Origin of the sequence: Legionella norrlandica (assembly GCF_000770585.1) — a bacterium.
GTDB classification, from domain to species: Bacteria; Pseudomonadota; Gammaproteobacteria; order Legionellales; family Legionellaceae; genus Legionella; species Legionella norrlandica.
The window spans coordinates 1-23,774 of the sequence record NZ_JNCF01000044.1 but is presented as its reverse complement, the minus strand read 5'-3'; the positions used below and the strand labels follow the sequence as shown (position 1 = coordinate 23,774).

Below are 23,774 nucleotides of genomic sequence, written 5' to 3'. Positions count from 1 at the left end.
CCGCGTACGATAAACCAACAGCTACTGGAAATGATAAAAGTCCAATTTACTGGGCACGATTTTTTGTACAAAATATCAAGGAACTCAAGTCTTTGGGGAAGACGATATTTTCTCTTTAGTGCCAAATCAAAAAAATGATTATTTAAAGTGAGTTCGACATACGCAGAATCGGAGGTTTTGCTTATATCAAACTGGATTCTTTTAAATTTAGTCTTTTTCAGTGGTCTGAATTTAAAAGATAGATAAAAAAGTAAAATTTTTTACTTGCCTCCAAAACAGACATTAAGAGTTACTGCACTCTTCGCGGGAAGCCAGTGTCCATAATTTTCTCCGTGCCAACGACTGGTTTCTTCAAGTTTTGCTTCAACAATTTGTTTCGTGACACCCTTCCGTTCAATCCAGTTGGCACAGCGCTTTCTAATCTGTCTACGAATTTGGCTTCGCATAAAAGTGTAGTGGCAAGGATTAAAGGCTTCATTTAGATTATCTGAAAGGTAAGGCTTCAGTAGATCATTCTTGTTGACGTGCTTTGCAAATTCCCACTTATTACCATTCAAGACCAGAATTGGGGGAAGCGTTTTATCGCCAATTTGTACACTATGAGCAAGGTTCATATAAAATTTCCAGCCAGAATAATTCGCTGACAAATCGGCATTGGAATAAATGCCGTTAATTAAGGTGCCTAAATAAGTCTGTTCAAGGATTTGACCATAGAGAACGATAGCAGCACGGGCTTGCTTAGCCGATTTCCCATGAGCCAGGAAATACGTATACATTTTATAATAGGTATGGCCCTGCATGAAGAAATGACCAAGCTTGTCGGTACCAAAATAATACCCATACATATTGATCGTTGGGGCAAGTCCGATAATAAATAAAGGTGATTGCGAAAAAACAAGCCAATAAACAGTTTTCCAAGGCCAGATTTCTTTATAGCGAATGGGCTTGAAATCGTTTGGTACGCGATTCCAACGCAACCAACGTGGAAAACCAGGACCCATGTTTTTGTAAATCAAATCAGCGAGATAAACATCATTACGGCGCAATGCCAATTGTGAGGCTGCATGCCGGCTATATTTAGCCCTTGGTAGAAGCATTTGTATCTCGGAATTAGTTTGAGCTACAACTTTTTCGAGAACTTCAAAAAGCTTGTGACTTGCAAACGGACCGATATCAAGCAATTCGCTAGGTGGAAGAGTAAATTGATCAGTTTCTTCTGCTTGACCTTCCTGCACACCCCAAATACAAAATAAAACTATTAAGAAAAAGAATCTTGTAAGAGCCATAGTTCCGTCTACTTTTATGAGCCAGTGGTGATATTAAAATACAAAGTCTTTCTTACTGTCTAGAAAATATTGAAAAATAAAACACATCAAGATGAATTGCTTAGTTAAAACCTACTACGCAAGCTAATGATACTGAATCTACTGGTTTTTTTTGAATTAAGATCACAACTTCCAGCTGATGTCCAACCTATTGCCAAAGGATAAAAAGCGCATCAACCCCAAATGATCATTAATAAAACATTAAGCTTACAAATATATAATATTGCTTATTTAAGCAATTAGTGGAGTTTTTATGGTTCGATCTCAAAAATCAATGACTAATAAAACTGAATTCAGAGCCAGCAACCCTGCAATATTAGACTACAATCAGCAGCGAGATCTGTTGCTTCAAAATCTCAAGAGGTTACCACCAACTGAATTGCATTATTATTTTGCCTTACTGCTCGCATCAATTGAAAATGAACCGAATCCAGAGCAACTTACTCACCTAATAGTGAAAACAATTGATGTCGTTAAAAAATTACGCCAATTTTATGCTGATGTTGATAATCAATCAAAACCTGACTTAACAGAAGTGACTACAGCCCTTAATGCATTGATTCTCGCCTCAAAAATGCATACTACGTCACATACTGTGAAGAAAGCAGCATTAGGAGTTTGCTCTGTTGTATTAGGGTTTATCTTTGGGGTAATAGGGGCCGCAACAGGCTTGATTGCTGGCCTTTTCTCAGATTATTCCATCATAGGTAATTTACGCGCTTCAGGATTATGGTTTGTAACAGGATTGTTTTTAGGAGCATTTATTGGCTCACGTTGCCCTAGCTTGGTATTTCAAAGTTCTTTTGAAAGAAAATTGGAATTCTGTATCAATAGTATTGAGAAAGTAGGCAAAGAACTGCCGTCTAAAAAAACACATGCAGAATATGAAGCAGAGACAAAGCAATATATTCTTGATGTATTTTTTAAGAATATACCAGAATCGAAGAAAGAAGCGGCATTTAATGCGTTTTTGAAGAGTGATAATCAGAAATTTCAAGTAAGCACCACAACTGCTGGTTTTATATCCAAGTCATTAAAAGGGCATTTGGGACACCATTATCTTATTGCTTATTCTATTAATGGTAAGCAAGATATCCCTATGGAATATGGTAGTCGGATTAAGACACCTCGATTTTTCGATCAAAATGAATCCCCCCGAGTTATTACAGGTAAAAAATTATTTGATATGCTCGTACTGGATCGTATGCTGCAAGAAACTTATAAATATACTTTGAAAGGCTTTTTCAAAGATTATGAAATTGGGAGTAATGATTGCCGAACCTATGTTGAGAAAATATTAATAGGTACAGGGCAAGCTCCTACCCAAATTAACCGGTTTAATCCCAAGATTGACAAGTGGTCCGCAACAAATATTATTGGCCCAATTGTACGATTTTTTAGCAAGACCAAAGAAATGGAGCTGATGCCCTTTGTTAAGCATTATAAAAATGACCCAAATGATCCAGATCCAGTTATTACAGCTAGAAAGTGGAGTGAGAAAAAAGAAGAGATTCCAAAAGAACAGCGAAATGTATCCTTCTCGCCCGGAATCGTTCAAATCTAGCAAGCAATAATAGAGCTCTTGCATAACCTGTAGATTTTTAATGAGTGCAAATGCGCAAACGTTTCGTGGAGCGGGTTTACGTGAAGTACATGAGCACAGGAGAAATGCTTGCAATGAAGCAATAATACAAGATGCGCAGGTTATGCAGAAGCCCTATTATTATTTCATGAAGAGAACTAAATGCAGCTGTTAATCTAGGGAATAAATAAACTATATACGATTAAGAAAAAAACTTGCACGACAGTTACTACAAGCCCATTTTGTATCATTGCTTTGACATTTTCGCTTCCAGCAAAGCCCATTGCTGCAAACATATTAGCACCAGGGTAAGCATAATTCGCAACACGAGTGGCAAAGAGCATGCACAAAGCAAAAGTGACCAGGGGTAGGTGCATCTGCAGGACACTAGGCGTAAAGAGTTGATGAAGCATTTGAATAGTTGCTTCGGCAGCACCAGGCATGCCAAAAGCCCCAGTCAAACCAATTAAGATGGATAATACCGGTTTTCCCCCTAAATTAATTAATGGTGTAAGTAATTGCGTTAATGCATTAAACCCTCCTGCTTGATGAATCAGGACCATAAAAGGATCAAATAAAACAAATAAAAAAAAGAAATGTAGACTTTTTTGCATTCCTTCAAGTAATAAATGAAACATTTGTTTCAAGCTTAGTCGATACGATAATCCAGTAACAAGCACTAGAAATAGCATGACAAAGATTACGTAAGAGGTTTTTGCTGTAGTGAATAATCCATAGAGTACACAAAACAAAAAGGCAATTAGGAAAAGTATTGTAGTCCGTTTTTGTTGCGTATTTGGGGTAAAGGGTTCGGAACTGTTCTCATCTTCACATAGCTCATTGCTGTACAATTTTTGTAGTCGTGAGGCCATAAACCAGGTAGTGATTAAAGTCACTACAGCCACTGGCAGAGAAGCGTAAAGAAGCACAGTCCCATAGCTTAATCCAGTCAAACCCAACAAAGCGACTATAGGTGGGGCAAAAGGACCAAGAATTAAAGCCTCTTCAGCAGAAGCTTGCATGAGCACCGCCAAACTAGGGCGTGACAAGCCGACTGAGCCGGCAATAGGACGCAAACTAGGGGCTAGGATAGCTAAACCACCAGCTAATGTCCCAAGCAAACCAACAATGATAAAAGAGGAAAACACAATACCAATTTTAGCCCGCCTCTGAGTATTAATCCCGATTCCATAAACAATTTGATGCACCAAAGTATGACTTACCTGAGTATGCATTAAGACTTCGCCTAACCCACGGCCTAGCATAATGATAAAACCAACTAGAGCCATAAATGAACCTAAGGCATTAGCCATAACATTTCCTATATCAATAGGGCTGCTTTTATTCCACAAAAAACCTAACCCAACACAAACCGCAGTCGCTATTAAGGGGTCCACATTACGAAATAACAGCAGAACATAAAGAATAATAATGGATAAACTGGCTAGCTGAATGTAGAAGGTCATTAGCGGATTACTCCAATTGGATTTAATCCTTGTGTTATCCCTTCAATCCCTAATCCTGGTCTGTCCGCAAGAATAATTTTATTGTTGACGCATCGCGCTCCACCAAGAATATAATTGTCGCGAATCAAAAAAATCGGGTCGAGATCCGCATACAAAATATCAGGTTTACTTAATGCAAAACTGGCTATAGCCGCGATCCCAATAGGCGACTCCAGCATACAACCGACCATGATTTCCATTCGCGCTGCTTGCGCAATGTGATAAATAGCTTGTGCTTTCTCAATACCACCTGATTTCATCAGCTTAATATTGACCCCATCACAAGCATTTAACGTTGCCATATGCAATGCATCTTCAGGTGAAAAACACGCTTCGTCAGCGATAATCGAGCAATCAACCTGCTCGCTAATCGCCTTTAAATCAGGTATATTTCGAGCGTTAATCGGTTGTTCTACCAAAAAAATATTCAAATGGTCTTGTTTAAAAGCAGCTATAGTTTTTAATGCTCCCTCATAAGACCATCCTTGATTGGCATCCACAAGCAAGGTAATGTCGTTACCCACAGCGTGACGAATAGCACGAACTCGTTGAATATCATCCATTGGATTTAACCCTAATTTTATTTTTAGGGTTTTGTAGCCTCGCTGAATTAACTCAACAGCATCACTCACCATCTCATCAATTTCTTTGACGCTTATGGTAATGCATGAGTTAATACTATTGGTATTTCCTCCCAACAGTTTATAGAGAGGCAAACCGCAATATTGAGCAAATAAATCATGCAAAGCTATATCCATTGCGGCCTTGGCAGAAGAGTTACCTTCAATAGCCTGATTATTCATTTGTAGTAACAAATTTAATTCGGAAATACTGCGTCCGATAAGATGTGGTCCCAAAGTATTTTTAATGGCAGTAATAATAGATTCCGTATTGTCTCCAGTTATCGCTGGAGTTGATGCGGCTGAGCCATAACCGATATTCCCACAATCTGTTTTTATTAATACCACCACATCGTCAACGCATTCTGTACGCCTCACAGCAGTAATAAACGGGCGACTTAATGGAATAGTTAATTGTGCAATATGGATTTCTTTAATATTCACGCAAACACCTATTCATTTATTATTTGTAGGGGTTCCTAATGAGATATTAAAGTATTAAGAGTTAATTTGGCAAAAAATGTTTTAAGCTCCATTGAAATATGTATGTAGCGTATTGGGTTTCGCCTCAGAAGCTTCCCACAGCCTTCATCACCGTAAGAAGTGCAGTGGGCGTGGGAAAATATAAATTGATAGACTAATTTACTAAGCTAACTTTGGAGGATTCTGTAGAAGATTTTTGTCTTTCATTATCGAACCGCCGCCAAACATACCTAAATTCCCCAGTGACTGGCCTACAGATTTAGGTTCTACTATTGTTTTTGTGCCGAATACACCAGGTATTTCCCCGCCTACACTTGAATACGAAATAGAGTCATCACTACCCTCTGGCTTATTTGGCAGCCGCTGCTGCAGCTGGCCAATAATTTCTTTAATCGATTGCAGTGTTTGGTGGGTAAGTTTATTTTCATTCTCACTCATTACTTTACTTGCTTGTACATGGAGCGCCCTGGCATCTTTATGTTTACTTGATGATAAAAATTCTTGGGCTTGAGCACACAATGCCTTAACCAAATTAAAGATAATTTTTTCTTGGAGCGATACTGGTCGCTCTTCAAATGGGAAGCTATCAAATAGAAATAAAGCGGTCTTTGCGGATGCAATTGCTTCAGAATATCGTTTCTCATGTAAGTAAACAATCGCTAGATTAGAATAGATAGGAAGTTCTTTTAAAATATGATTTCCGGAAAAACTACTTAAGTTATAAATTTCTAATGCTTTTTTGTAGGCCTCAATTGATTGAAGCATTTTACCGGTTTTAAACAGAGCATTTCCGACCTCTTTCCAGCTCATGGCAATATGAAGCAGTAATGCTTCAACCTCTTTATGCTCGGTAGTAAAAGATTCTGACAAACCATAATGTGCTTTCAATAAATTGGTTTGAATCGTATCCAGCTTGGCAATCACCCCGTCTATATCAGTCGAGGAAAGGAGAACTTGATTGTACTTATTGTGGCAATCAGTAAAAACCTGGCATGCTTTGGCATGGCTTTGACGGGCATCAATTTCTTTTAAAATCTCACTAATTGCAGATTGCTCCTTTGGGTTCTTGCTTAACAGTAAAGCCTGTCTGAATTTCAATTGTGCCGGTTCGAGTGCATCAATAAATGACTGCTTCATCGCTTGCGCTTCTTTAATCAATTCTTTTTTATGATCATGAAGGAGAGTATTAATTGTTTGCAAATACTCAGCCGAGTCAAAATAATAGATTTTATTATCGAAGATCTCCATGTGATCAAATAGGGCATCTATTCGATCCATACCATCTCGAATACCATGTGCCAAATAATAATCAAAATCAATTTGAGCATCACCTAAAGTAATGACAGTAGGTAAATTTTTCCCTTTGTAAGAAACCTCTTGTAAGGCCTGGGCATTCGAACGAAATGGCAAGAATCGAGGTTTGGGTGATGGAGACAAATGAGTATAGCTAATTGGTTTAGTGTAACATTCCAGGACCGTTTGTACCCAATTATCATAATTTTCTTGAGTCAAATGCTCGGGAGCGTGTAAGTACAAACACACTTTATTTTTACCAAACTCCATTCCATAACAACGTGGGAATTTAAATTCTTTCCAACCCAAAGCTCTTAATTTGATGATGGATTGAGCAAAAGACAATGCGCCTATAGTTTCGGGAAAACTACGAATAACCGAATTATCCCTTTCAAACTGATTCCAATCGCTTTTGCTTATTTTTACATAGGCAAGAAAGTGATTCCTTACTGGAGGCTCAGTGATTGTGGTTAATTTTAAAGGCGAATTTGAAACAACTTGGTTCACTGCGGCAACCACTTCCCGCCTTGTACCTGTGCAATCAAACACGTAATCTGCTTCGACAATTTCTTCACCGCTCTCATCATTCGCAATAACAACGCCTGGTTTTTGTGCATCTTGGTGTAATCTTAAAAAGCGCTTGTTTTCAATTTTTATACCTAATCGTTGCGCTTCCTTATAAAGCCCTTTTTCCAAATCTTTTATATGCCCTATCGTATCTTGAGGCCAAAAATCGATGTCAAGGCCTTTTTCCGCCTTAGCAAAAACATTTTTGTTCAAATGTCCAGGCCGAGTATAATTACCTGCTCGGGGATCATAAACAACTACATCCCGTATTCCCGCTTTACGCAATTTAATGGCTGTATATAGACCTGCTGGACCCGCCCCTATTATTACCTTTTTCATTACAACACCGCAGATTAAGTATGGATTAGAATGTTTGCGCATTGTAATACATCAAAATTAAGGATTTATTAAGGTTTTATTAAGTTAATCTAAAAATTATTCATTATGGATAAATTAAAACAGGGATGTATTCGAGCGTTACGGTCAGTCTACTAAAAAACTTAAAACAAATCTCTTCCGGCTGTACGTGACGATAAGGCATAGGTTTTCTTATTAAATAAATGGCAGAAATTAGCAAAAAAAAGCTTTCCTACAGTCATTGAATTAGGTAAATGACGTTTGGTCTCTGAACGAATGGTATTAATATCTTCAGATTTTAGGTGGCGATGTAGATGCTCCAAATAATCAGGATGCTCTAACCAACGTTGAATCAAATTGGCATCAACTTCCAAATGAAATTGGAGTCCTATACTATTATGATAACAAAATGCCTGCACACATCGGCTGTTTTCTAAAAGAACCTCAATACCTGGAGCAGTCTGGTTCGCAAATTGATGCCATTGAAAAACATGCATTGGCTGCTCAAACAGCCCAAACAAGTCATGTTCGCCACATTTATCTACCTTTGTCCATCCAAATTCAGGTTTCTCTAAAGCATAACAGCTCCCACCCAAAGCTATATTTAACAATTGTGAACCTAAACATATGCCTAATATTGGCATTTCTTTAGCAATTGCTGCCTGCAACAATTCTATTTCATGAGTTAGATGTGGGTATAAATCCATCTCATTAGGATGCATAGCCCCGCCTAATACAACAATGCCATGATAACGATTCATGTCCACTCGTTGATAGGGATCTCTGGCAAAATTGACATAACGAATACGTAACTTCATCCTTTTTAAGGTATGAATAATGATGCCTAATGGTTCATAAGGAGAATGTTGTAACACTAGAACTCGTGCCATTATTATCTAATTTCAATTAGTTATATTGAGTATAGCCTGATGACATTGATAATTTAAGTCTTTTTGACTTTGACAACTATTGCAAAAATTTGATTTAAATGTGATTGATTTTTGACTAAACGTAAAGTTGTATGTATTATGTGGGCAATAAAAAGTCAACGTTAAAAGCACATGTTTTCAAATTTGTCCTGGGTATTAAGAACAGATGACGCCAAGTGACGAGCAGTTCACTGGACAATTTCTAGTACTCAAACACGCTATGGTTAACGTTTTAAAGCTCCTAATTCTTTAATTGGAAGCCCATTAGGTGAGTTTATCTATAACTGTGGAGTCAACAATGTTTATTCAACTAACGTCTATTCTAGTTCTTTTAATTGGACTTGGTGGAACACCAATTTTTGCAAAAAATTTAACACCTCAGCCCCCAAAAGGTGTCTGTGTATTTGATATCGATGGAACGCTCACTGAAATTGGCAGTTTAGCTGCAGTCAAGACTTGTAATGCATTAGGTTATGGTTTGGGAATAAATACAGGAGAAAATAGTACTTCCTCACAAGTTTCGATGAATGCCATTTACAATGGTGTCGGAGAAAGGGCAGGAAGTTTAGGAATGTTACATCCTGACAACGGAGAGGGGTATTTTTCAATAATTGAAGCTCTTTACCAGCATTACCACCCGAACCTGGAATATACAACCATCATAGGAAATGGATTAAACTTGCAACCAATATTAGGAAATGTAGATTTAGACAGTAGCTTCCAATACAACGGCGGTTGTAAAAATAGCTTTAATCATCTATGTACTAATTGGCCATATAAGCATGAAGGCTTAGAATCGATTGCAGAATATTATTACCCGGACTATGTTCGCAGTCAGGATAATTACGGAGTGAAAGGTGGACAGTCTGATATTCGTAATGAGTGCATTATTCTATTTGATGATCAGGGCAGCACTATTGCCAATTATGCCAATAATATTCCTGACACAACCGGCAATTATACTCTTTCCAAAACTGATGGCGAATACTCTCAATTATTTCGAGGAGTGCATATTCAGCAAAAAGGATGGAGTTTCGCCAGTGATACTGAAGCGAAAGAAACAATATGCAAAACGATGCAATCTCTGCCAGTCCAATGCCAACCTACCTCTCAAAAAATGGATGAAATTTGCAAGTAAATAAGCTGCTATCCTGCTAAAAGGACCAGAACAAGCGAATTAATAAAGTTGCAGTGACTGCTAATATAACAGTTAATGGCAAGCCTATTCTCCAATAATCGGAGAATTGATAATTCCCGGGGCCAAGAACTAAGGTATTTGCCTGATGCCCCACTGGCGTAATGAACGCACAAGAAGACCCTACAGCCACTGCCATTAGGAAGGGATCAGGCGAGACACTCCAACCTGAAGCAATCATTAAAGCAATTGGAGAAAAAATCAATGCCACTGCAGCAGTATTTATAAAATTTGCAAACAACATGCAGATAACAATCAAAATGAACAAATTCATAGTAATCGGTAACGCATGACCATAATAGTAAAAACCTTGAGCAATGAGTGTGGCTGTGCCCGTTGTTTCCATTGCCTGACCTACCGGAATTAAAGTAGCAATTAGAACAAGAATAGGTAAATTAATACTTTGATATGCTCCTTCCAAGCTTAAACACCTAGTCAATATCATTGCTATTGACGCAGCGAAAAATGCGATGTCTGTTCGTACAAGACCTGAAATTACCGCGGCAATAGCTAGAAAAAATATACTAAACACTTTAATGGTTGCTTTTTTTGAGAAAAGGCGAATGCGGCTTTCACCGGCAGCAATACAGTTTAAAGCATACAATCCTTCCTGGGTAAGTTTATTATCAGATTTAACCAATAATACATCCCCTGTCTGCGGAGTAATCTCTCTAAGGCTTTTAGTAAATGTGGCATTTCTTCTTGAAATGGCAATAATTTCAATACCATAAGTTTCAATCAGATTTAAATCTTTAATCGGTTTGGTTTCTAAAAACGATTGTGGTAACAGAATAATTTCAGTCAAGAAATAGTCCATAGATTCCATTTTTTGATATTGAGGTTCCCTAACCAATTTATATTGGCTAGTAAGTTCACCCGATGTCCATTTGTCTGTTTCTACGATTAAAATATCGTCAATTTTAACCGTAAGATATTTCAAATTTTCACGGATCACTTCGCCACCCCTTAAAACAACAAGTAATTCTGCTCTATCCTGAAATTCTTTAATGAGATGAACCATTTTTCTATTTAGCAAAGGCGAATCGGCTTTTACACGAAACTCGAAGGTAAACTTTTCCAAAAAGGGTTTATTATCTTTATCCGTGATTAAAGGAATTAACCGCCATCCTACCCAGGCTATAAAAGCAAGTCCTACTATGGCAACACCAATACCCACTGGAGCAAAATCAAGAAAATGGAAGGCGCTACCCAATTTATTTTTACGAAAATCAGAAACAATAATGTTTGGTGAAGTTCCTATAAGAGTAATTAATCCCCCTAAAAGAGAACTAAATGATAAAGGCATGAATAATGCTCGGCGAGGAATATTCCTTATTCGTGAGATTTTCAGTGCAATTGGAATCATAAGAGCAACAGCGGCAACGTTATTAATAAATGCTGAAAGCGAAATCATTGCAGAACTCAATACCAAAATTTGCTTAGGAATATTTTTACGCCTTAACTGAAGATAGTAAGCAATCTCACCAAGAATACCGGTATTTTCCACAGCGCGACTGATAATAAATAGGGTTCCTACAGTGATCACTGCACTATGGCTAAAGCCAATAAAAGTTTCCTTTATTGGCACCAAACCAAAGGCAACCGCAAGTAATAGCGTGATGGCAGCTACTAAATCATAGCGAATAATACCAGAGATAAAAAAAATGAGCGCAGTTATTATAAGTACGAGGAATAAGATTTGTTCGTAGTTCATACTTCTCCTTAAAATTGGCGACCGGGGATCAAAGCCAATAATTGCCAGCTGATTGGGTAAGCTCATACCATCTTTATCCTTAAAAATCATACCTTTTCTGCTGCAATGTCCTTTCTTAATATACTGCCTATAATTAGGGTAGATTCATTCTAACATACAAATTAAGCTTACTGGTTTCTATTTCATTAGACTTCTTTCGAAACTCGCCGCCATGAGAAAAGTGCGAAGAGAAACGGAGCGCAGAACCGCAGTGTACACGTTAGTACATGAGGATTCGAGCACCGTATCGACAAAGTAATTCTCCATGGCAGTAGAGTTTCGAAAGAAGTCTATTTCCTATTCAGAAACATCAAAACAAGGATCACAGCGTTGAACATTCATCTGAACCATACAAGCGAAAGTTGCCAAAACATCTGCTAATTCTTAGCTGACATTTGTGTGGCCGGAACATAGGTTAGCCTTGTATTTTTTTATGTAAAACCAGATCAATTTAGGATAAGATAGTCTCCGGTGTTTTAATCGAAATTTTATATATAAATCAAACGGTTATTTTATATTATCTGATTAAACTCCCCTTAATTTAGCCCTAATGCCACTCTGGAGTGAACAATGAAACTAAGTATAAGAATAATCGTACTATTTTTAATGAGCATTTGTTCATATGCCAAAGAAATCAATGTCTATTTATTATTTGAGGAACCTGGCCTTCATCAATCAGTTAAAGAGTTTAATTCTTATCTAGAAAAAAATGATATTCTAAAGCGCTATCAAATTGAGCCATTTTTAGAGCATCATCCGCTGCACATTACCTTATTTTTAGCTGATTACTCCGAGCCAAGCATTGAGGAACTAAAGCATCGCGTCTCACTAATCGCCAAGCATTGGCATCCCATTGCAATTAAAACTACAAATCTTCTTATTACTGCGGGAAATTATGTTATGTTGGATGTAGACAATAGCAAACAACACAATGGACTAAACTCAGAATTGCAACGAATGAGTGATGACGTTACTATGCGTCTTACCGAGCTTAGAAATTTCGGTGCTAAAATTCCCGACTGGGCTGAGTCTATTCCAGAGAAGAAAAAAGCGTTTATACACTATGGAAGTCCTAACGTGTTTTTCGAGTACAGTCCCCATTTTAGCTTAATGGCCAAGAATTTCTCTGATCCTTCCCAATCCCAAGAATTTCACAAAGAATTATCTGAGCTAATTCAAACCTATTATTTTCCCAAGATGCAATCAAAATCTCACATCATTGCTATGGGTTATGTTGATTCGTATGGGCAAATTACTCAAGAAATAGCACGATTTACACTTAATGATTAAGACAATATCTGAGGAGTTATTTTCTGGGTTGTAAAATAATATACACTATAACCTATACTATTTAATATGAGTATTCCCGCAGTTTGTAGCGTAGTTATAAAGGGTGCGCTACCCTATAAAGTAAAATCAGGAAGAACGAAATACTCTCTGAAAGTCTGATAACACACCCCAGGATTGTGAGCGAGAGATTTTATGACAGATCACCAACTTAACTATGTTTTTGTAAATCAACAAAAATTACCCCTAATTATTCAACCTCACGCCAAAATAAAAGGTAATATTCATGATTTAAAGCAATTCCTTAAAGAAGAAAATGCCTTATTTAAGGATCATCTGCTTCATTATGGCGCTATTATCTTGCGTGGGTTTCACGTGAACACGGCTGAGCAATTTTTAGAAGTGATCCAGACAAGTGCTTTGGGTTCAAATTATTCGTATGATTTTTGTCCAATCCCTCGAACAAAGATTAGAGAAGGTATTTATACTTCAATAAATATCCATCCAAGTTTTAACCTTGCTTTGCATAATGAAAAATCATATGACTATGATTTCCCCAGCCATGTTTTTTTTAATTGCGTTCATGCCCCCGAAACAGGTGGAGATACTGCTTTGGCTGATGGACACAAGGTATGGTTTTCTTTACCAGGTTTTTTACAAAAAAAATTGCAATCTAAAGGGATTTTATATCGCAGACATTATTACGGTTCTGGAATCAAGTACAAAATGATTCGATTAATAGGTAAGAATTCTGGATGCCTGACATGGATGGAACGCTTTCAAACCAATGATAAAAATAAAGTTGAAATGATGCTTCAGCAAATGGGACAACAATTTCGATGGACTCCAGGTAATGGGCTTATCACTGAGCAATTGCTTCCTGCGTACCGCAATCACCCAATCAGCGGCAGATTAGTCTGGTTTAATCAAAGTAACCATGCCAATCATTTTTATAATGGGACCAGTGATTACGTCAAAAGCAAGATTACTAACCCTTTCGCTCGATTTATTTTGTTACATAATTATTTTCATCCTTATGTTGCTTTTTATGGAGATGGCGAGCCATTATCGAAACAAGAAGCTGATTGCATCAACTCTGCAATACAAAAAAATACAGTGTCAACAGCCTGGCAACCTGGGGACGTTATGATAGTAGATAATTATTCCTGTCTGCATGGAAAAACACCTCATACAGGAAATCGATTAATACTGGTTGGATTGACAAAATATTGTGATTAAAAGGACAAGCATCAATGCCTAATAAAATCTCACGAAAACAATTTGCTATCGGAGACTTGTATTTTATTAATGAGTTTGAAGTGAACGGCTTAATTCATGAGATTTTTCACCAAAAAAGTTACTTGCCAGATTTTCTTACATTGAATGCAGGGTCAGTTGTTTTTGATGTTGGTGCGAATATTGGTATTTTTTCATTGTTTGCTCTAAAGCAATGCCATTACGATATTGAGATTTATAGTTTTGAGCCTATTCCGGCTACTTTTAAGTGTTTGAAAAAAAATTTGGCGCGATTTAAGCATAACGTGCACCTGTACAACACTGGAATAGGAAATACTCCCAAAGACTGTAGTATAGATTTTACTCTCTTTGGAGAAAGCTCCGTGACCGCCACTTACAAACCATCGGATAAAATTATCTCAAATTTTCAGCCACTATTAAATTATGAAACTTTATTAAAACTGTCTTATTTTCAAAATAAGTCATTGTATTATCAGTTAAAATATTTACCGTTTTTACGGAATTATTTCATTAAAAAAAATTATAAGAACCAGACATTAGAAACCAAAGTAAAATGCCAACTGACCTCATTAGGACGTTTTATTGAAAAAAATCAAATAGCACACATCGACTTATTAAAAATTGATGTTGAGGGCGCAGAGCTCGATGTAATAAATAGCATTAAACCCGAGCAATTTTCTTTCATTAAACAACTGAGTATCGAAGTTCATGATATTGATAATCGGGTTGAAAAACTCGTCTCCTATTTACAAAAGCTAGGTTATGTTGCCTACGTTGACAAAAATCCAATTTTCGCAGAATTAGGGTTTAATCATCATATGATCTACGCCAAAATTCCTGAACCAACGATTGTTAGACAACATGAAGAGCAAAATAATCATGAGAATTATATCGAGGCACGTCAGTATTTTTATGGCCTCCTTGCAGGAGGGGTGAGAGTCAAATTGTTAGAATCCATGTTTGAACTGGACTTATTTCGCTTATTTAATGACAGACCTTATTGGTTGGAAAATGAAATTATAAAAATACTTGAACTTAAACCTGTTCGAGCAAAAAAATGGTTACATTTGCTTTGTTGTGAGAATTTTTTAAAAAAAATCACTATCGGTGCACAAACCGGATATCAATTGGCCAAAAGCCAGTTGTTATTAGGAGATGGAGGGTGGGGATTCAAACAATATTATGATTTTTATTGGCAGAGAATGGCCAATGAGAAACTAAGTAGCATATTGCGTTTTACTGATCCAAGATTCCATGTTACCTGGCCACCCCAAAATGCTGAGGAAGCCAATTTTCTGGAAACATGGATGACAAAAACTGCAACACCACTAATACAAACCTTATTCGCTTATCTTGATTTCAATCAGTACCATTCCATATTGGATGTTGGAGGCGGTGATGGAACTATTGCCTGTGCTCTGGCTCAAGCATACCCTCATTTAAAAATTACCGTTTACAATCTACCCGAATCAGCAAAAATAGCACAAAAACATATTGCCACAATGGGATTACAGAAACGAATTAGCGTATTTGCTGGTGATTTTATTCAAGACGAGCAATTCCCTTCAGGATTTGATTTAATTTTATTTGTGCGTGTTTTGTGGGATTGGGATGAATCCAGAAAAAGAAAGCTATTAAATATGGCCTATCATGCTTTAAAAAAGAAAGGCCATGTGGCGATTTGTGAAGGTTTTAAAGAGCTTTGTTATGACCTTTGCTTGACCTGGGAATATAGTTATATTTTTGCAGATGATTTTGGCACTGAAGTCTTTAAAACTTCAGATGAGTATAAAGTCATGTTACAGCAAATAGGTTTTACCCCCATCCCCACCCAATCCACTCCTGCGTCCCACACGCCTGGCATTGTGTTATTGGCAGAAAAATAATTTTTATTTGAATCTTTTCTCGAAAGCAGCAGCCACTACTGCGATGGATGAAAAAATTGACAAGTCCAGTAGACTCCGCCATTTCATTAGCTTGCGCAGTAGGTTTTAACTGCTTTTTCTAGGTGAATACTGCTATACTGACTTAGCCATTTCATAGCGACCCACGGAGAGCTCCACATGAAAAAAATAGCCCTTTTACTCATCAGTTTATTATTAACAACAAGCATTATGTCAGCACATGCAGAAACTGCAATTATTAAAACCTCAGAAGGCACCATTACTTGTGAATTATTTACAAAAGAAGCACCCAACACCGTTGCAAATTTTGTAGGTTTAGCAACAGGCACAAAAGAATTTAAAGATGTAAAAACAGGCGAAATGGTGAAGCGCCCATTTTATAATGGCTTAACCTTTCATCGAGTAATCTCTGGTTTTATGATTCAGGGCGGAGACCCTCTTGGGAATGGAACCGGAGGGCCAGGTTATGTGTTTGATAATGAAAATACTAATGCAAGCTTTAGCAAACCTGGTGTACTTGCGATGGCCAATGCTGGACCCAATACAAACGGCAGTCAATTTTTTATTACTGTTGCCCCAACACCCAGCCTACAAGGCAGCTACAGTGTTTTTGGCCAAGTCATTTCCGGGCAAGAGATCGCTGATAAAATTAGCAAGATGCCTACAGACCCACAAGATAAGCCGATAACACCTGTGATCATTGAAAGCATTACCATTCAAAAATGAATAAAGTGAACGCATTTATTAAACCTGATTGGTTTTGCTGGTAATAAAAACCGGTTGAAATATATATTTACTTGTTGAATAAAAAAATTACCAAGTTACAATAGCCATTTTGTTTTTAGGCGATTATCATGGGTTTTTACTTTAATACTTTCAGACAGCAACTTGGCGATAAAGCTTATAATGAGCAAAAATATGAGGAAGCACTCAAGCATTATTCCGAAGCACTAAACACTTTGAATTTGCATGCGGCAACCCGGAATGCTCTACACAATGATTTTTATGATGCTTTGGTGTATGTCCGCTCTGACATCATAATAACTAAGCTGATGCTGATACGCAGTAAAGCCCAAGAATTGAACTTTGATATCATGACAAACTATTGGCAAGAGATTCCCGGTTTGCTTTATGAAATGGAACTTACTTACAATGAACATCTTACGAAGTCGACACGTTCTTTTAGCCATAAAGATCAAGTAATTAAGAAAGTGAATGAATCTCTTATCACCATTTGTGAAGAGATAAGTGATGAATTAGTGGATCAATTGGAAGAAGCAACGCATCAAACTCAGTCAGATGCGATACTCTCACAAGCCATTGAATGGATGAATCGAGCTATTAATTTTCAGGTAAAGGAAGGCCATGGTCCTAAGCTATCCAGCAGTCTAGGCTATTTAAACTTACTTGAGCGCCGCTATAAAGAGACTGGAGAAGAGTCTAACCTTAGAATCATGTCTCATTACATAGAAAAACACAAACTCTTGGAAATTACCATTAAATCGCCCTTGAGAAATCTGGAACTACTAAGCTATGTTGCCAGACTAGCTCTTTTCAATCATCAGGACACCAGTGAACTTACGGAGGAATGTAGAAGACTCTATGTCTTAATCCCCGAGGAAGAAAAAGATAATCCCATCCTGGATGATCTTCAAAGTTTGCTCAATCTAATACCTCGCAATGGCGCAGAAGAGGAAAGAGAGTTGGAAGCTATGGATCAAACCAATGATACTGATTTTATTGAAGTTATAGAAGAAGGCTCTGGTTTCACTACTTCTGCGTTAGAAAAATTCGACTCAGATGTAAACACTAGTATGATGGACTTCCAGAATGTCAGTATTGAGCCACCTCAATCTCATACCCCGATTCACCCTTCAGCGAATCCTTTTAATACCTCCGATCACATCGTGGCACACAGTTCTTCGATAAACCAACCATTATTTGGTGTTCCAGGCTCAAGCCGAGCCTCACAACTAGGTTTTTTTAGCACTTCATCAAGCGTACAACCCTTAAAAGAATTTTCTTATAGTAATGCATTTCAAGCAGCGCTGGTAAAAATAACCGCTAATTCAACTAATCCCAATTTTTTAGCAAATTTACTCAGTCTCATTGCCGATTTCTTCGAGGAATATAGAGCGTCTGGAATTCAAAAGCAAAATGCTATTATTCTAGCTTACGATCTGTACCAACAAGTACTTACAATAGATCCTATGCATCATAGAGCAAGTGTCAAAAGGAATGAATTACGTTCCCAACACAGTAAATTGATTGGGGCATATCAATCCTATAGTAGAAGCTCCAGCCCTATCCTCGCTACTCAAATAGAGGAAGCAAAAAATTGTCTTAATCGGACGGTAGAAGAATTAACAATTCAGTTAGAAAGTCTATTAATGAATGATCCTGAGAAAATTCAGCATACGTTAAACGGCTTAATCCACTTTATTGGTACAAAATTAACAAAAGGCGTCATAACAACCACTCCAAGTCCTGAAATAAGCACCATGCTGAGACAAACTTTTCATGAGAAACTACAGGAATTAGGACATCCTGATGCTGTTACCCCCCAATTTTTTTAGTAACATTGCCAGGTCTCCCCAGTGCCTATATACCGCGAATAAATCCGAGCAAATCGTGGTATATAGGCTTGCATCACTATAAATTAGGAATTAAGCGTTGGTCTATTTTCCAAACTCTCCTGGTCTTCCTCTATTTCTACTATTTTCCTTGCACTTTTTATGCTTTTTCCAGAAAGCACCTGGCTAATATAACTATATCGTTCATAATAGTCATTAATTGCTTTCGCTTTTTTAAACACTGGATGATTTTTAACATCATTACCGCAATAAGTTGCAGCAAAGAAATTGTTACGTAGAGCTCGTAATGAAATGCGCAAATTATTTTTACATCGGTCAGAGGCATGCTCAATCCCCAAGCCATATTCATCAGCCACTTCAGTGACAATTGTTTCAGAATCCTGCAATCGTTTCGAAGCATACCTTAAAGCATAACCACGTTTGTTCTTTATTGCAGTACGCACAACCTCTTCATCGTCTTTCATCTCGGGCGCTGCATATTGCAAGGCGTTACAATTATTTCCCACTGCTGCCAGAACAATGTCTTTATTATTTTGCAAAGAAGGAGCTGCCCATTGAAGTTCGCTTCCGTGAAAAGAAACCACATGAAAAACAATAAGCTTATCACTTCTTACTGCAGACGAACGGTTCGCAAGCATGTGCTTTGAATGCAATCCATCACGGAAAATTTGTTTATACTCTTGAAGGAACGCCCTATAATGATCAGTGTCAGAGCTCTCTGTTATGATATTAGGAAAATAGCGTTGGCATAATGTCTTCCAAGCCTCATTGTCTTCCTTATCAGGGAGAGAAGGCAGGTCAAGGTATGGATAATCCGAATCTAAAATTAATGAAATATAATTATTTTTTTCTGCCATAGTTACCCCACGTTTTTGTTCGGCATTCTTTATACAGGGACTTCATGATGGCTGCAAGCTAAAATTTTGATTAGACAGGAAAAATTTAGGCTATCCTGGCAACTCTGAACACTACAACTACAGCATTTTGGTGGAATCTATGGTAATTATAGTCATTGACATAGTTATGGAAACAGCACTCGAAGGAAGCCTTTTGAGTTATTTAATTTTTCTGCTAAATCATCTATTCCTTCCGCTACAAAATCAAACCCATTATTACAAGATATTTGTTCTTTTTTAACCATCTTAAATTCTAAAGGGCGAAAAATATATGCTGTTTTGTATCCGCATTGCTGTGCTGCTTCAAGATCATATTTATGTGAAGCAACTAGCAAAATTTCAGACGGATTTAACTTTAATTGTATTGCTGCACATTGGTAAACCAATGGATCTGGCTTATAACAACGAAATAATTCACCTGATAGAATAGCATCCCATTCGATGTTTGCGTGCTTTGATAGATCTTCTAATAATCGGGTATTTCCATTCGAAAGAGTACCTACTTTAAATTGTTCCCTTATCTTATTGATACCAAAAACTGAATCTGGCCATGGTCTTAACCGATGCCAGATCATCCACATTTGCTTTCGTTCCATTTCCGTAAATTTATTATAAATATGAAATTCCTGTAATGTTTTGTTGAGTGCCCTTTCATTTAACTCATCAACTGTCGCAAAGGAATTTTTACCTTCACTAATATTCTTCATATTTTCAGAGTACGCATTTACCCAAATTTCTACCAATTCTTCACAGTCAACATTTCTTATCCCTTTTTGGTCAAACAATATGCCAAATTCTTTAACCATAGTACCACGCCAGTCCACAACTGTTCCGAAAATATCGAATAATACAAACTTAATATAATCATCCCGAGAAGATGACAAACTATCTTCGGTTTTTCTCGGTTCTGAAAAAAATCTATTGAGATTTCCAGGAGATGAATTGATATTATTTTCATTCATAATTTTTCAAAGTCTCCCTCATGACAAAATAACATTCATCAGATAATTTGCTTAAAACGCATGCTCTCGATGAAACCTGACCTTTGTTCTGATTTAAGCGTCCAATTTTGCCTTGTTCCACCATGAGAATCAATGGCTTGAGCTTTTCAGGCTTTTGGGATCTTCCCAATCAAGTCTTTTGATTCTTCTTAAAAAAACTTGAAAATTTCGTATTAAATTCAGAGAGAGTGAGAGGTTCATAAAACAAATATCCTTGGTACCCATCCGGTTCAAAATTTCTTAAGAGATCTAATTGTTTTTCGAATTCTATGCCTTCTATAATCACTTTTGAGTTAAATAAATGGGCCATTTTTATGATGTATTTGAGTAGCAATAATGATTGATTATTGAGGATAATATTGTCTACAAAGCATTTATCGACTTTCAGGATATTAATTGGGACGTTCACCAGTTGCTTCAATGAAGAATACCCTGTACCAAAATCATCGATTGCGAATTGAATACCCATTTCCTTTAATAGTTTTAAGACTCCTTTGGTTTGAGTATATTCCATCAATGTGGATTCGGTGATTTCTAAAACAAGTCGCGAAGGATTAGCCGAGGTTTTCATTAAGATGTTTTTAACATTTTGACAAAAATTAGCATCTTCCAATTGCTTACTAGAGAGATTAATAGACACGTAAGGCGTTTGAATAGATTGAGAATCCAATTGCCATTGTGATTGAATCAGACATCCTTGTTCCAGTATCCAATAACCGATATCATGTATCGCTCCTGAATGTTCTGCAATGGGTATGAAAATATCTGGCGGTACGGGTTTCCCTTTATAGAGCCATCGAACAAGTAATTCTATACCTAATAACCCTTCACCCCCAATAACAATTGGTTGAACATTGAAAGATAATTCCTTTTTCTGAATGGCTAATTGCAGCTGAGTTGTTAACATCAGCTCATTTTTTAAATGTTTATCGATACTCTGATTAAATAAAGCCTTTTGATTTTTACCAATTTGTTTCGATTCATATAGAGCAATTTCGGCGTTTCTTAGCAAATTTGTTGCGGATACTTCATTCGTTTTAATACAAATGCCAATATTAATATTCATGAAAAATTTTTGTCTTTTTATTGTCATATTACACTTGAAAGCGTTAATAATGGCATCTGATAGGTTCAGAATATCTTTTTTACTTTGTATATTTTCGCAAAGAACGACAAATCGATCCTCGCCAAATCTTGATATGGTATCTCCAGGTCGGTTTTGTTTAAAAATACGATTAGCTATTTCTGCAATTAACAGCTCGCTTATTGGATGGTCGTGAACATTACTAATAAACTGAACATGTTGGAAATCTATACACAACACTGCTAAAAGTTGATTTTTCTTTTTACTGCGTTGGATAGCTGAATTTATTCGCCTAATCATTAAAAATTTATTGATTAACTTGGTTAAGGGATCATGTGTAGTAGACCATAGAAGTTTTTCTTTTTCCTCTAAGGACTTAGTAATATCATTCAAAAAGAAAAACAAATAGACATCTTCAGCCAGTTTTCTTTTTGTAGTGGAGCACGTAAGAAAAATAGAACAACCATTTTTAGTGTAGCCGATGACTATATCCTTATTTCCAATTTTAATATCGGACAGTTTTTTTGAGAGCAAAAAAGAATTTATAATACTTTTGTAAGACTCCCTCTCCTTTGGAGAAAATAATAAAAATAAAGATTGACCAATTAATTCATTTTCAATATAGCCAAATGAGTCTGCAGCAATTTTGTTTATATTAATAATCTCTGCTTTACTATTAGTTACAATGATACCTAAAGAAACATTGTTAAGGATGCCTTCTATCTCTTTGATCATATCCAATTGCATGGTAGTTTCAGGAGCGCAAGGCTTGTTAGTATGAATATTGCGTTCTTGTTTCGCTGTTCTATGCAAATTCTGATAATGTTTTGGAATTTGGGGTTTAATTAATCCAAATGATTTTATTATTGAGAATGTACCGTCAATATTCGATTTAGCCAGATAGCTATTAACATGAGCGTGATGCGTCTTTTTATCCATTTTAACCAATCCTTGTGGACCTGCTAATTGGACATTGCTCAATGCTTTCAATACTTCATTTTTAGTGAATGTTTTTGCTCGATTAACCGCATCCGCATAAGCTTTAACGCATAAATAAGCCCCCTCTCCAAAATTCGTTATTTTCCCATTCCCTTTGGGCCATATTCCAGTAACTCCTTGGAAGTTCGCCAGTTCATTTAACAAGAGCTCATTTTCAGGTGTTTTAACAGACATAAAATAGGAATTGCAACTATAAAACCCATATCGATAGTGTTCAGGCATACTGGCCATCATTGTTTCATCATAATGGCCCATGGCTATTACAATTTTATCTCGCAATCCTTCATCAACAATTGCTTTGAGCATAGCAATTTGGTCTACTCCAGCAAAATAAGGCATAAAAATATTTGTCCCTGATTTTGCTACTTTTGATGCAATTTCGAATGGGGAAGCCATACCAAAATCGAAATAGTCTTCACCTACAATTTCCCCTTTTAGCTTCAATATGATTTCCTTTGCTGCGGCAATTGATCCCCTAGGCCACTCATAGTTACTGCCTGCGAAATAAAACTTATAGCCGAAATTTTCGATCAAATAGGGAATCATTTTCATGATTTGTTGATTTGGAAGCGCTGAGAAATTGAAAAAATACTTATTAAAAATACTGCCTTCATAAAAAGAAAAATTTAAGTAGATGATTTTTCTAGGTAATGACACTTTATTCGCTACAGCGAGACGAGAATTAGATAATAAGTTACCAATAAGGGCATCACAATGATAATTATCGATCAAAGAATTGGCTGCTATGATGGCCTCAGTAGGCATACTCCCATCATCTTTTATTATTAGCTCAAGACGCCTCCCAAGAATCCCACCTTTTTTATTTATTTCATTACAGGCGATGTTAGCCGCGGTTGCGATTTCTAGACCATAAATGTTTGCTATTCCAGAGTAAGGGGTCATTAAGCCTAAACGGAATACATCTTCTTGTGGTAATTGTCGTTTTGGACACATGGCTAGCATCCTACCTTATTCAGATAAACCACGTTCTCCCCACAGAAAACATGGATTTAAATTGAACATATTGAATAATGGGTGTGTTAATAATATATTAGAATATTCAGTCAAAAATACAAATTATGGCCATACTACAAAAATGGGATTAATAGCCCGTTGATGCTATAATCTACAGAGGAAAGGTGG

At 36.8% G+C, this 23,774-nt stretch carries 16 protein-coding genes; 7 read left to right on the top strand and 9 right to left on the bottom strand.

The genetic code is table 11. The features are described from left to right. Positions 1 to 260: 260 nt before the first annotated feature. Positions 261 to 1,286: a hypothetical protein gene (locus OK13_RS10270; protein WP_035890670.1), complete on the bottom strand. Its 1,026-nt coding sequence runs from the start codon at positions 1,284 to 1,286 to the stop codon at positions 261 to 263. Positions 1,287 to 1,578: 292 nt separating this feature from the next. Here OK13_RS10270 and OK13_RS10265 point away from each other — a divergent pair, with 292 nt between their 5' ends. Next, positions 1,579 to 2,889 carry a hypothetical protein gene (locus OK13_RS10265; RefSeq protein WP_035890669.1) on the top strand — a complete coding sequence of 437 codons (1,311 nt, stop codon included), beginning with the start codon at positions 1,579 to 1,581 and terminating at the stop codon, positions 2,887 to 2,889. Positions 2,890 to 3,083: 194 nt separating this feature from the next. Here OK13_RS10265 and OK13_RS10260 read toward each other — a convergent pair whose 3' ends face one another. The 4 genes from OK13_RS10260 to OK13_RS10245 form a co-directional block, all read right to left on the bottom strand. Continuing rightward, positions 3,084 to 4,373 (bottom strand): GntT/GntP/DsdX family permease, encoded by a 1,290-nt coding sequence (locus OK13_RS10260; RefSeq protein WP_035890668.1) that lies wholly within the window; start codon positions 4,371 to 4,373, stop codon positions 3,084 to 3,086. Continuing rightward, positions 4,373 to 5,476: a dipeptide epimerase gene (locus OK13_RS10255; RefSeq protein ID WP_035890667.1), complete on the bottom strand. Its 1,104-nt coding sequence runs from the start codon at positions 5,474 to 5,476 to the stop codon at positions 4,373 to 4,375. Before OK13_RS10255 ends, OK13_RS10260 begins: the two co-directional genes overlap by 1 nt. A 201-nt stretch (positions 5,477 to 5,677) precedes the next feature. Further along, positions 5,678 to 7,714, bottom strand: a complete 2,037-nt coding sequence (locus OK13_RS10250; protein WP_035890666.1) for a tetratricopeptide repeat protein — start codon at positions 7,712 to 7,714, stop codon at positions 5,678 to 5,680. Between the two features lie 161 nt (positions 7,715 to 7,875). Then, positions 7,876 to 8,622: a type 1 glutamine amidotransferase gene (locus OK13_RS10245; protein ID WP_173402503.1), complete on the bottom strand. Its 747-nt coding sequence runs from the start codon at positions 8,620 to 8,622 to the stop codon at positions 7,876 to 7,878. A 337-nt stretch (positions 8,623 to 8,959) separates the two neighbouring features. Between OK13_RS10245 and OK13_RS10240 the strand changes: the two genes are divergently transcribed. Continuing rightward, a complete protein-coding gene (locus OK13_RS10240) occupies positions 8,960 to 9,799 on the top strand; it encodes a hypothetical protein (protein WP_035890664.1) in 840 nt (279 codons plus the stop codon). 16 nt (positions 9,800 to 9,815) lie between these two features. Here OK13_RS10240 and OK13_RS10235 read toward each other — a convergent pair whose 3' ends face one another. Continuing rightward, complete coding sequence (locus OK13_RS10235) at positions 9,816 to 11,570, bottom strand: SLC13 family permease (protein ID WP_160264746.1); 1,755 nt, start codon at positions 11,568 to 11,570, stop codon at positions 9,816 to 9,818. 609 nt (positions 11,571 to 12,179) lie between these two features. Between OK13_RS10235 and OK13_RS10230 the strand changes: the two genes are divergently transcribed. The 5 genes from OK13_RS10230 to OK13_RS10210 all read left to right on the top strand — a co-directional run bounded on the left by OK13_RS10230 (position 12,180) and on the right by OK13_RS10210 (position 18,633). Next, positions 12,180 to 12,899: a 2'-5' RNA ligase family protein gene (locus OK13_RS10230; RefSeq protein ID WP_035890662.1), complete on the top strand. Its 720-nt coding sequence runs from the start codon at positions 12,180 to 12,182 to the stop codon at positions 12,897 to 12,899. 192 nt (positions 12,900 to 13,091) lie between these two features. Then, positions 13,092 to 14,135, top strand: a complete 1,044-nt coding sequence (locus tag OK13_RS10225; RefSeq protein ID WP_035890661.1) for a TauD/TfdA family dioxygenase — start codon at positions 13,092 to 13,094, stop codon at positions 14,133 to 14,135. Between the two features lie 14 nt (positions 14,136 to 14,149). After that, a complete protein-coding gene (locus OK13_RS10220; protein WP_035890660.1) occupies positions 14,150 to 16,039 on the top strand; it encodes an FkbM family methyltransferase in 1,890 nt (629 codons plus the stop codon). A 177-nt stretch (positions 16,040 to 16,216) separates the two neighbouring features. Continuing rightward, a complete protein-coding gene (locus OK13_RS10215) occupies positions 16,217 to 16,783 on the top strand; it encodes a peptidylprolyl isomerase (RefSeq protein WP_035890659.1) in 567 nt (188 codons plus the stop codon). A gap of 128 nt (positions 16,784 to 16,911) precedes the next feature. Further along, entirely contained in the window at positions 16,912 to 18,633 is a 1,722-nt protein-coding gene (locus OK13_RS10210; protein ID WP_052117656.1) for a hypothetical protein, read from the top strand. An 83-nt stretch (positions 18,634 to 18,716) separates the two neighbouring features. Here the strand turns inward: OK13_RS10210 and OK13_RS10205 are convergent, their stop codons facing one another. The 3 genes from OK13_RS10205 to OK13_RS10195 form a co-directional block, all read right to left on the bottom strand. Continuing rightward, positions 18,717 to 19,508: a DUF4116 domain-containing protein gene (locus tag OK13_RS10205; RefSeq protein ID WP_035890658.1), complete on the bottom strand. Its 792-nt coding sequence runs from the start codon at positions 19,506 to 19,508 to the stop codon at positions 18,717 to 18,719. Between the two features lie 164 nt (positions 19,509 to 19,672). Next, complete coding sequence (locus OK13_RS10200; protein WP_052117655.1) at positions 19,673 to 20,509, bottom strand: haloacid dehalogenase type II; 837 nt, start codon at positions 20,507 to 20,509, stop codon at positions 19,673 to 19,675. Positions 20,510 to 20,678: 169 nt separating this feature from the next. Then, entirely contained in the window at positions 20,679 to 23,585 is a 2,907-nt protein-coding gene (locus OK13_RS10195) for an ABC transporter substrate-binding protein (protein ID WP_052117654.1), read from the bottom strand. Positions 23,586 to 23,774 lie beyond the last annotated feature (189 nt).

What these genes read in the sequence shown, in the direction of transcription:
- OK13_RS10235 (WP_160264746.1), bottom strand. Translation starts at nt 11,570, where the DNA reads ATGAACTACGAACAAATCTTATTCCTCGTACTTATAATAACTGCGCTC.
- OK13_RS10225 (WP_035890661.1), top strand. Translation starts at nt 13,092, where the DNA reads ATGACAGATCACCAACTTAACTATGTTTTTGTAAATCAACAAAAATTA.
- OK13_RS10200 (WP_052117655.1), bottom strand. Translation starts at nt 20,509, where the DNA reads ATGAATGAAAATAATATCAATTCATCTCCTGGAAATCTCAATAGATTT.
- OK13_RS10240 (WP_035890664.1), top strand. Translation starts at nt 8,960, where the DNA reads ATGTTTATTCAACTAACGTCTATTCTAGTTCTTTTAATTGGACTTGGT.
- OK13_RS10210 (WP_052117656.1), top strand. Translation starts at nt 16,912, where the DNA reads ATGGGTTTTTACTTTAATACTTTCAGACAGCAACTTGGCGATAAAGCT.
- OK13_RS10270 (WP_035890670.1), bottom strand. Translation starts at nt 1,286, where the DNA reads ATGGCTCTTACAAGATTCTTTTTCTTAATAGTTTTATTTTGTATTTGG.
- OK13_RS10260 (WP_035890668.1), bottom strand. Translation starts at nt 4,373, where the DNA reads ATGACCTTCTACATTCAGCTAGCCAGTTTATCCATTATTATTCTTTAT.
- OK13_RS10220 (WP_035890660.1), top strand. Translation starts at nt 14,150, where the DNA reads ATGCCTAATAAAATCTCACGAAAACAATTTGCTATCGGAGACTTGTAT.
- OK13_RS10195 (WP_052117654.1), bottom strand. Translation starts at nt 23,585, where the DNA reads ATGTGTCCAAAACGACAATTACCACAAGAAGATGTATTCCGTTTAGGC.
- OK13_RS10230 (WP_035890662.1), top strand. Translation starts at nt 12,180, where the DNA reads ATGAAACTAAGTATAAGAATAATCGTACTATTTTTAATGAGCATTTGT.
- OK13_RS10265 (WP_035890669.1), top strand. Translation starts at nt 1,579, where the DNA reads ATGGTTCGATCTCAAAAATCAATGACTAATAAAACTGAATTCAGAGCC.
- OK13_RS10245 (WP_173402503.1), bottom strand. Translation starts at nt 8,622, where the DNA reads ATGGCACGAGTTCTAGTGTTACAACATTCTCCTTATGAACCATTAGGC.
- OK13_RS10250 (WP_035890666.1), bottom strand. Translation starts at nt 7,714, where the DNA reads ATGAAAAAGGTAATAATAGGGGCGGGTCCAGCAGGTCTATATACAGCC.
- OK13_RS10205 (WP_035890658.1), bottom strand. Translation starts at nt 19,508, where the DNA reads ATGGCAGAAAAAAATAATTATATTTCATTAATTTTAGATTCGGATTAT.
- OK13_RS10215 (WP_035890659.1), top strand. Translation starts at nt 16,217, where the DNA reads ATGAAAAAAATAGCCCTTTTACTCATCAGTTTATTATTAACAACAAGC.